This is a genomic window from Thiothrix sp. UBA5583, from assembly GCA_002425225.1.
Classification (GTDB): domain Bacteria; phylum Pseudomonadota; class Gammaproteobacteria; order Thiotrichales; family Thiotrichaceae; genus Thiothrix; species Thiothrix moscowensis.
Genome location: DILV01000001.1, coordinates 44,520 through 53,784, shown reverse-complemented (window position 1 = coordinate 53,784; position 9,265 = coordinate 44,520). Strand labels below are relative to the sequence as shown.

Annotated in this window: 4 protein-coding genes; 1 reads left to right on the top strand and 3 read right to left on the bottom strand. The window is 49.9% G+C overall.

Annotated elements, in window-relative coordinates:
* Nucleotides 1-3,344 (bottom strand): NBR1-Ig-like domain-containing protein (locus B2U47_RS00225; RefSeq protein WP_296688187.1); only part of this gene is annotated, 3,344 nt, incomplete at its 3' end.
* Nucleotides 3,345-3,591: 247 nt separating this feature from the next.
* Here B2U47_RS00225 and B2U47_RS00220 point away from each other — a divergent pair.
* Nucleotides 3,592-4,554: a hypothetical protein gene (locus B2U47_RS00220; protein ID WP_296682940.1), complete on the top strand. Its 963-nt coding sequence runs from the start codon at nt 3,592-3,594 to the stop codon at nt 4,552-4,554.
* A gap of 29 nt (nt 4,555-4,583) precedes the next feature.
* Here B2U47_RS00220 and uvrA read toward each other — a convergent pair whose 3' ends face one another.
* Nucleotides 4,584-7,403 (bottom strand): excinuclease ABC subunit UvrA, encoded by a 2,820-nt coding sequence (uvrA, locus tag B2U47_RS00215; protein WP_296682943.1) that lies wholly within the window; start codon nt 7,401-7,403, stop codon nt 4,584-4,586.
* 235 nt (nt 7,404-7,638) lie between these two features.
* Nucleotides 7,639-9,216 (bottom strand): glutamine-hydrolyzing GMP synthase, encoded by a 1,578-nt coding sequence (gene guaA, locus B2U47_RS00210; protein ID WP_296682946.1) that lies wholly within the window; start codon nt 9,214-9,216, stop codon nt 7,639-7,641.
* Nucleotides 9,217-9,265 lie beyond the last annotated feature (49 nt).

The window sequence follows — 9,265 nt, the reverse complement described above, 5'->3', positions numbered from 1 at the left end:
GCAGGTGGTACATCCTTGATGGTCAGGGTTTTGCTGCCGCTCTTGGTTGTGCCGTTGTGGGTGTAGCTTGCCGTTACCGCCACACTTTGGTCACTGCTGACGCTGCTGGTGGTCAGTGTCCCACTGCTGCTGATGCTGGCGTAGCTGGAGTTTTCCGACCAACTGAAACCGCTGCTGGTGGTACTGCCATCACTGAAGGAAGCAATCGCTGAACAAGAAGCACTGCTGTTCTCGTTCACACTGGCTGGGCAGGTGACGTTCACACTGCTCAGGGTCTTCGCCCCACCTTTCACCTTAATGCGTGCATATACGTCATATGTACCTACCCGTACTCCCGCAGCATTGGTTAAACGCCAGTCTTGCCTGTATGTCATTTCAGTTGCTTGAGCTATAGGGGCTTTCATCTTGACAACAAACGTATGGCTGGCTCCCGGTGCTACTGTACCGCTTACACACGCCTTGACTGATCCCAAACTGCTACCACCTGTAACAGGATTGAGACAGTAACTACTATTCCATGTACTTGTACCGGTGTTTTGTAATACCCAACTCTTATCGAACGAATCACCACCATTGAACACTGTGTCGTCTTTTGGTGAATCAGTCACAAACTTCATACTATCAAGTGCGACTACATCCTTGATGGTCAGGGTTTTGCTGCCGCTCTTGGTTGTGCCGTTGTGGGTGTAACTTGCCGTTACCGCCACACTTTGGTCACTGCTGACGCTGCTGGTGGTCAGTGTCCCACTGCTGCTGATGCTGGCGTAGCTGGAGTTTTCCGACCAACTGAAACCGCTGCTGGTGGTGCTGCCATCACTGAAGGAGGCAACCGCTGAACAGGAAGCACTGCTGTTCTCGTTTACGCTAGCTGGACAGGTGACATTCACACTGCTCAGAGTCTTCACAGACGGAACAACAAACTCCAGCACATTGCTATAGCCTGAGTAAGTAGAACCACTAAACGCCCTGACACGGAAGTACACTTTTGTACCCGAAGTTATGCCCACTGTTGAGCCTGATATTTGGGCAATATTAGAAACTGTTGAGCCTACTTCTTGCCAAGCCTTATTATCAGTACTACGTTCAATCTTAAAGCCAGCCTCATTAGAACTATTGTCATTCCATGCAAGTGTGTAACTAGTTCCACTAAAGCTAACCCGCAAATTGGTAGGAGCATTTACGCTGCCGCCCTGTACAGTTACGGTGAACCTTGCTCCTTCTACTGCTTGCCCTGCATTATCTTTTGCCCACAAAGTTACGGTGTACACTCCCGGTGTTCCTGCATAGGTTGAACTACTACTATCAAAATAGTAACTAGACAAACTTACAGACGTACCAGAAAGTGTATTACTGAATCCAAGAATATCGTTGCCTTTTGGCCCACTAACCATCATGCTCAGCATTGACAAACCTTTATCATCAGATAAAGCACCTGTAAAATACAGCTTACCCGGCACTGTTACACTTGTAGGTAAGGTTACGCTACTAAAGGTTGGAATTTTATCTACAACACTTGGTGTTGCGCACGGTGAGTAACCCATGCTCATAAAATACTGCCGATAAGATGAATAAGCTTTAAACAAATTTTCCTCATCATTTGGTGATGTAGCATAATCTGTTGCCCATCTTGCAAAAGACGTACCATTATTCATCTTGCTGGTCATATCCCAGCTTGTTCCTGCTATTTGCGCAAGGAATCCATAATATGTCAGATCTGTACCACTGCCTTTAACGCCATAACCTGTAGCCTCATTTAATTTCTTTAAAAGCACACTGCCGCTATAGTTCATGGAGGCTGAACTGATAAGGCTTTGTTCTTTCTGAAGAAAAGCCAACAATAATACCGGATTCATTTTATTTTCTTTTGCAGTCAAATAAATGAGTTTTGCAGCATCATAACGTTGATTAGTCGGTGTATTATTAGCAAGCTCTTGCAATCCCCAACGTGCTAGTGGGTTAGTAACGGTCGTATAAAACTGAGAAGCAGTTTTCCCACCGCGTTTCGTGTTCTCAACTGGATCAAATGGATAGCTAGAAGTAGCCAGCTTAGCCAACGTCATGTCCAAGCTAGACAGTACACCTCCTTGATTGCTCAAGAAAGCTCTTATTTGGGCTTCAGGTATCTCAAAGAACTTAACTTCATTTTCAGGAATAATAATATTCGGGTTGAAAGTACCCAAACTTGAAGGGCAATTACCTGAAACTGCATTGCTTTTTATAGTGATTTTTTGTTCTCCTAATGTTACCCATGTATTGTTTTGATAAATTTTTGCAATCACTAAGTAATCACCAGCAGTGGGTGTATCTGTCACAATTTTACCTGTCTGCCAAGGTACATTTGGATTAAGATTAATGTTATTAAAAAGTTTCATATCTTTAAGGTAGGTTTTTGCAGCATCTACTTTATGTAAAGCCAAAGCCACTTGTGACAAGAACATAGTTGATGTGGATTTATTTATCAATTTGAATTGGGCATCGAAACCAGATGGGGTTTTTTCGAAAATTTCTCCAGATTTAATCCAGAAATCTTTGATTTCCATGTTAAGTTGATTAGCAGGCTTTGAATTAATAAATTTTAATGGGTCTGTATATCCCGCTTTGTCAACAGACGCAACCCTGCAAGTTAATGATGCCGATGATATATTAGTACAATTGGTTGGTGCAAACCTTTGAAAATCAGCAAGTCCAAACCATTTATTAAATGTCAAGTCGGTATTTGTTCTGATTTCAAAATGTAAATGTGGTGACCACGTAACATCCCAGTACATTGAGTTGGATACACCTGCAAAGTATGGATTATCACTCTTTGAACTGCTACATGTATTTCCCGACTTATCTGCGATATAGCCAATTTTCTGCCCTACATCAACAAAACTACCCTCTTTAATGCTATCAAGCGGTGCAATATGTGCATATTGGCTTACTATTTCCTGATAAACTCCATTTTTATTTAAAAACCGATGTTGAATCGAAATAATCCCACCCCAACTAGCACCTCCGTGAGCAGAAGCAATAACTATACCTTTGCCTATTGCTAATACAGCACGTCCACAGTCATTTGTAGTATTTATATCTTCACCAGCATGAAGTGTGGTATTGCCACTAACCCATTTATCTGCATAATTATACCCATCATTGATAGTGGCTGGGTCATTAAATGTTATATTGGTAGTTGGCAGAATAAAATCCGTTGCAATATGATTTATTTCCGTCAATCGCTTTGATGCTTCTTGAGAAGTCATTTCTGCATTTACTGAAATACTTGCAATTAATAACAGAAAACCTGCTAGGAGTTGATCTAATCTTAGCAAATGAGCAGCAATCTTCTGATATTGATAATACATAACTCTTACTCCTCGTAACCTTAAGTTTTATCCAGCAACCCTTTTTGTACCACTGGTAACGGTATCTAAGGATTATTCATAATATTACGATAATAATTTTCTATAAAAGATCAGTCAACGATATGGCTTAATTATATTTAACAGGAAAAACTCGTTAATTAGGAAAATTAATTGATTATTTATTTGTCAGCCAGATGGGCATTATCTATAATCAGATTTATCTATAGTAAACCTGATTGGATAGTGCATGTACATCCCACAAGACCACACACTACTGAAAACTGAACGCATCAAGTACTTTCCTAAAAGCCAGACTACACTAGCCCAAGCAATGACTGAGGAACTGCAACGCTTCGGGATTGAGCAGATACATCAATCGCGTATTTCCGAGTTGCTTTCAGGCGACAAAACTTTAAGTATCATTGAGTTGCTGGTTATGGCTAAGCTCTTCCACCGTCAACCTCACGAACTGCTCAAGTCGGAGTTACAACACTACTGTGTGGAAGGCGAAGGCATTAGTGTACGAGCATTTGCCAGTGAAGCAGAAAGCGATGCTTATCTGACAGAGTTGGAACATGAAGGAAGGATTCTTGCCTTTGGGCAATTCCCCTCTTTCCTGTTTTACACGGATAGCCAACCGTTGCGGCAAGAGCAGTTCAACCAACCCAGCTTCGAGAACAGGGAATTCTACACGCTGGATGCTTACATCAACTTCCTGTTTTCTGTCTCCAGCCGCTACACTCTGCAAAAACGGATAGACATCCTGACGCGCTACATTGAGTATTTTGACCCAACCAAAAAAGGTAGCCTGAACAAGAAAAACATTGTGTTCTTCTCACGCCACGCCTACCCAACCCTGAGCCGCTTTGCCAATATGGAATTTTTCCCCAAGAAAGAGCTAATCATTGTGCTTGCCCCCATCTTGCAGGAAAGTGAAGGTGATATTTTCCTAGAAATCCGCAACATTGAGCTGTGCCGACAGGTTGCCGAATTCTATTCCGAGAAAATAGAGCCACTCGCTAACCCCATGATGTTACTTCGATTAGGCAGAAAAATCCTGCAACAACGCATCAACGACAAAATGCCGCTCGAAACCGCAATCCGCAGTTTCTACTACGACTGCCAGAATATTATGTTTGACTCCACAGACCCCGATACGATTTTGCGAAACTTTAGCCCTGAGTTTCAGGAAATGTTAACGCAGCCATAAATATCCATCAGCTTGTTTATCGGGGAGATTCACAACATCCGCTTGAGAAACTCCCCGGTAAACGACCCTTCCACCCCCGCCACCTCTTCCGGCGTCCCCACCGCAATAACCTTCCCACCCCTACTTCCCCCCTCCGGCCCCAGATCCACCACCCAATCCGCCGTCTTGATCACGTCGAGGTTGTGCTCGATCACCACCACGGTGTTGCCGCCATCGCGCAAGCGGTGCAGCACCTTCAGCAACTGGTCAACGTCGTGGAAATGCAACCCGGTGGTCGGCTCGTCCAGAATATAAATGGTCTTGCCAGTTTCGCGCTTGGATAGCTCTTTCGCCAGCTTGACACGCTGTGCTTCGCCGCCGGATAGCGTGGTGGCGTTCTGCCCTAGGGTGATGTAGGACAGCCCCACGTCCATCAGGGTTTGCAGCTTGTTGTGGATAGCAGGCACAGCAGCGAAAAATTCGGTGGCGTCTTCCACCGTCATGTCCAGTACTTCGCTGATGTTTTTGCCCTTGTAGCGGATGTCGAGGGTTTCGCGGTTGTAACGCTTGCCGTCGCACACTTCGCAGGTGACGTACACGTCGGGCAGGAAGTGCATTTCGACTTTGATCACGCCGTCGCCGGAACAGGCTTCGCAGCGCCCGCCTTTGACGTTGAACGAGAACCGCCCCGGCTGGTAGCCGCGTGACCGTGCTTCTTGCGTAGCGGCGAAGATGTCGCGGATGGCGGTGAATACACCTGTGTAAGTAGCGGGGTTGGAGCGCGGGGTACGCCCGATCGGGCTTTGGTCGATGTCGATGATCTTGTCGATCTGCTCCACACCCAAGACTTCACGTACTGGGGCAACCTCCACGCTGCTGTCGTGCAGATGCCGCGCGAGGTAGGGGTAGAGGGTGCGGTTGATCAGGGTGGATTTGCCCGAGCCGGACACGCCAGTGACGCAGGTCAGTAGCCCCAGCGGGATTTCCAAGGTGACATCCTGCAAGTTGTTGCCGGTTGCCCCCACCACCGTGAGGGTACGTTGTGGGTTGAAGGGGGTGCGTTCCGCCGGGATGGCAATCTTGCGCCGCCCGGAGATGAATTGCCCGGTGATGGAAGCATCCACTGCCGCGACTTCTGCCGGTGTGCCTTGGGCGATGATATTGCCGCCATGCACGCCCGCGCCGGGGCCGATGTCGAGCACGTAGTCAGCGGAACGGATGGCGTCTTCGTCGTGTTCCACCACGATCACGGTGTTGCCGAGGTCGCGCAGGCGGAACAGCGTTTTCAGCAACCGGTCATTGTCACGCTGATGCAAGCCGATGGATGGTTCATCCAACACGTACATGACACCGACCAGCCCCGCGCCGATCTGTGAGGCGAGACGGATGCGCTGCGCTTCGCCGCCGGACAGGGTTTCGGCGCTGCGGCTGAGGGTCAGGTAGTCCAGCCCGACGTTGACTAGGAATTCCAACCGCAGGGTGATTTCGCGCACGATCTTTTCCGCGATTTTGCCTTGTGTGCCGGGCAACGCCAGCATGTGGAAAAAGGCATGGCATTCACCGATCGGTAGGTGGGTGATGGCAGGCAGGTTGCGTCCGGCAATAAACACGTTGCGGGCTTGTTCGTTGAGGCGTGTGCCACCGCAGTCTGGGCAGGCGCGAGAGGCAAGGTATTTAGACAGTTCTTCGCGCACAGCGCTGGAGTCTGTTTCGCGGTAGCGGCGTTTGAGGTTGTTCAGCACACCTTCAAACGGATGAGCGCGTTTATAGACCTGCCCTTTCTGACCGATGTAGGTGAATTCGATTTCCTTCAGGCCACTGCCGTAGAGGATCAGTTTTTGTACGGCTTCAGACAGATCTTCCCACGGTACTTCAACATCAAAGCCATAATAATCGGCAAGTGAGGTGAGCATCTGGAAGTAATAGGCGTTGCGCCGATCCCAGCCACGTACTGCACCATTAGCAAGACTCAAGTGCGGATTGGAAATTACCCGTTGCGGGTCGAAAAACTGTTCCACGCCCAAACCGTCACAGGTCGGGCACGCGCCTGCGGGTGCGTTGAACGAGAATAGGCGCGGTTCCAGTTCGGTCAGCGACCAGCCGCAATGCGGACAAGCATAGTTGGCGGAAAAAATCATGTCTTCGCCGTCACCGTCCATCCATGCCACGCTTGCCAGCCCGTTGGCAAGTTTTAGCGCGGTTTCAAACGATTCCGCGAGGCGTAGCTGCATGTCTTCGCGCACTTTGAAACGGTCGATGACCACTTCGATGGTGTGTTTCTTGCGCAATTCCAGCGTCGGCGGCGCGTCCAGATCGTAGACCACGCCATTCACCCGCGCCCGCAGATAGCCTTGCGCCTTGAGTGAATCAAACAGTTGCACATGCTCGCCCTTGCGTTCACGCACCACCGGAGCAAGCAGCATCAGTTTGCTGCCTTCAGGCAAGCTCAATACCTGATCGACCATCTGGCTGACAGTTTGCACTTGTAAATCAACGTGATGCGTCGGGCAACGCGGCACACCGGCACGCGCATACAGCAAGCGCAGGTAGTCGTAAATCTCGGTGATCGTGCCGACGGTGGAACGCGGGTTGTGCGAGGTGGTTTTCTGTTCGATAGAAATCGCCGGGGAAAGCCCTTCGATGTGGTCGATGTCCGGCTTTTCCATCATCGACAGGAACTGGCGGGCGTAGGCGGAAAGCGACTCCACGTAGCGCCGCTGCCCTTCCGCAAAGATCGTGTCGAACGCCAGCGAGGACTTGCCCGATCCCGACAGGCCGGTGATCACGATCAGCTTGTCACGCGGCAGGTCGACGTCGATGTTTTTCAGATTGTGGGTGCGTGCGCCGCGAACGCGGATGAATTTTTCCATGAGGCTAGTCGGGTTTGTGTTGGCAAAGTGCGGATTCTAGCAGGTTTACCCCATAAATGAGGTATTCCCCCCAGTGGCAAAATGGTTGCGGCTACACCACAGGAAATACAGCAACGCTCCTAGCACCAGCACAAACCCAATCACTGGCATGAAAATCAGGCACGCCCATGCTAAAAACGTCTTGTGAACATCACGTTCCAAACCACCAGCAAGTCGCAAACGCCATTCACGTGCCTCACTCCCACTCAATCGTAGCCGGTGGTTTACCCGAAATATCATAAACCACCCGCGAAACCCCACGTATTTCATTGATAATCCGCCGCGACAGCAAATCCAGCAACTCATACGGCAAATGTGCCCAACGTGCCGTCATAAAGTCGATGGTTTCCACCGCCCGCAACGCAATCACGTAATCATAACGACGCCCATCGCCCGTCACCCCAACCGATTTTACCGGCAGGAACACCGCAAATGCCTGCGAAGTCTTGTCGTACAGATCATGTTTGCGCAGTTCCTCAATGAAAATGTGGTCAGCCAGACGCAGCAGGTCGGCATATTCCTTTTTCACTTCGCCAAGGATACGCACGCCCAGGCCAGGGCCAGGGAATGGATGGCGGTAAACCATTTCTGGTGGCAAGCCAAGTTCCACCCCCATCACGCGCACTTCATCCTTGAACAGTTCACGCAGCGGTTCGACCAGCCCCAGCTTCATGTTTTCCGGCAAGCCACCGACATTGTGGTGCGACTTGATCAGGTGCGCCTTGCCAGTTTTTGCCCCGGCAGATTCGATTACATCCGGGTAAATCGTGCCTTGTGCCAGCCATTTGGCGGAAGTCAGCTTGGCAGATTCTTCGTCGAAGATGTCGATGAACAGGCCACCGATGATCTTGCGCTTTTTCTCCGGGTCAGTGACGCCTGCAAGGGCAGCAAGGAAACGGCTTTCCGCATCCACACGGATGACTTTCACCCCCATATGCTCAGCGAACATCGCCATCACCTGGTCGCCTTCGCGGTAACGCAGCAAGCCAGTATCGACAAACACGCAGGTCAACTGCTCGCCAATGGCTTTATGCAACAGCGCGGCAACCACGGAAGAATCCACCCCGCCAGACAGACCGAGGATCACTTCATCGGAACCCACTTTCTCACGCACACTGCGGATGTTGTCTTCAATGATGTTGGCGGTCGTCCACAGCCCTTCACAACCGCAAATGTCGCGCACGAAACGTTGCAGGATGCGCTTGCCCTGTTTGGTATGGGTCACTTCCGGGTGGAATTGCAGCGCGTAGAGCTTGCGACTTTCATCTGCCATCCCCGCTATCGGTGCAGAATCGGTACTCGCCATCAGTTTGAAACCTTCCGGCATTACCGTGACTTTATCGCCGTGCGACATCCATACATCCAGCAAGCCGAAACCGTCCGGGGATACATGGTCTTCAATTTCACGCAGTAACTCAGTGTGACCACGGGCGCGGACTTGCGCGTAACCGAATTCGCAATGGCTGGATGCCTCCACCTTGCCGCCCAGTTGCGCCGCCATGGTCTGCATCCCGTAACAAATGCCCAGTACCGGCACACCCAACGCAAACACCGTATCAGGCGCACGCGGTGGTTCGGCGTCGGTCACGGATTCGGGACCGCCAGACAGGATGATGCCTTTGGCTCCAAAGGACGCAACAGCTTCCGCTTCTACATCCCACGGATAAATTTCACAGTAAACACCCACTTCGCGCACCCGACGGGCAATCAACTGCGTGTACTGGGAACCAAAATCAAGGATCAGCACCCGATCCGCATGAATATTTTGTGTCATGACAACTCTCTTGCTCCCCTCTCGCCTTGAGGGAGAGGGGCTGGGGGTG

Bases quoted from the DNA above. Each gene is read 5' to 3' on its own strand.
- uvrA (WP_296682943.1), bottom strand. From the start codon at position 7,403: ATGGAAAAATTCATCCGCGTTCGCGGCGCACGCACCCACAATCTGAAA.
- B2U47_RS00220 (WP_296682940.1), top strand. From the start codon at position 3,592: ATGTACATCCCACAAGACCACACACTACTGAAAACTGAACGCATCAAG.
- guaA (WP_296682946.1), bottom strand. From the start codon at position 9,216: ATGACACAAAATATTCATGCGGATCGGGTGCTGATCCTTGATTTTGGT.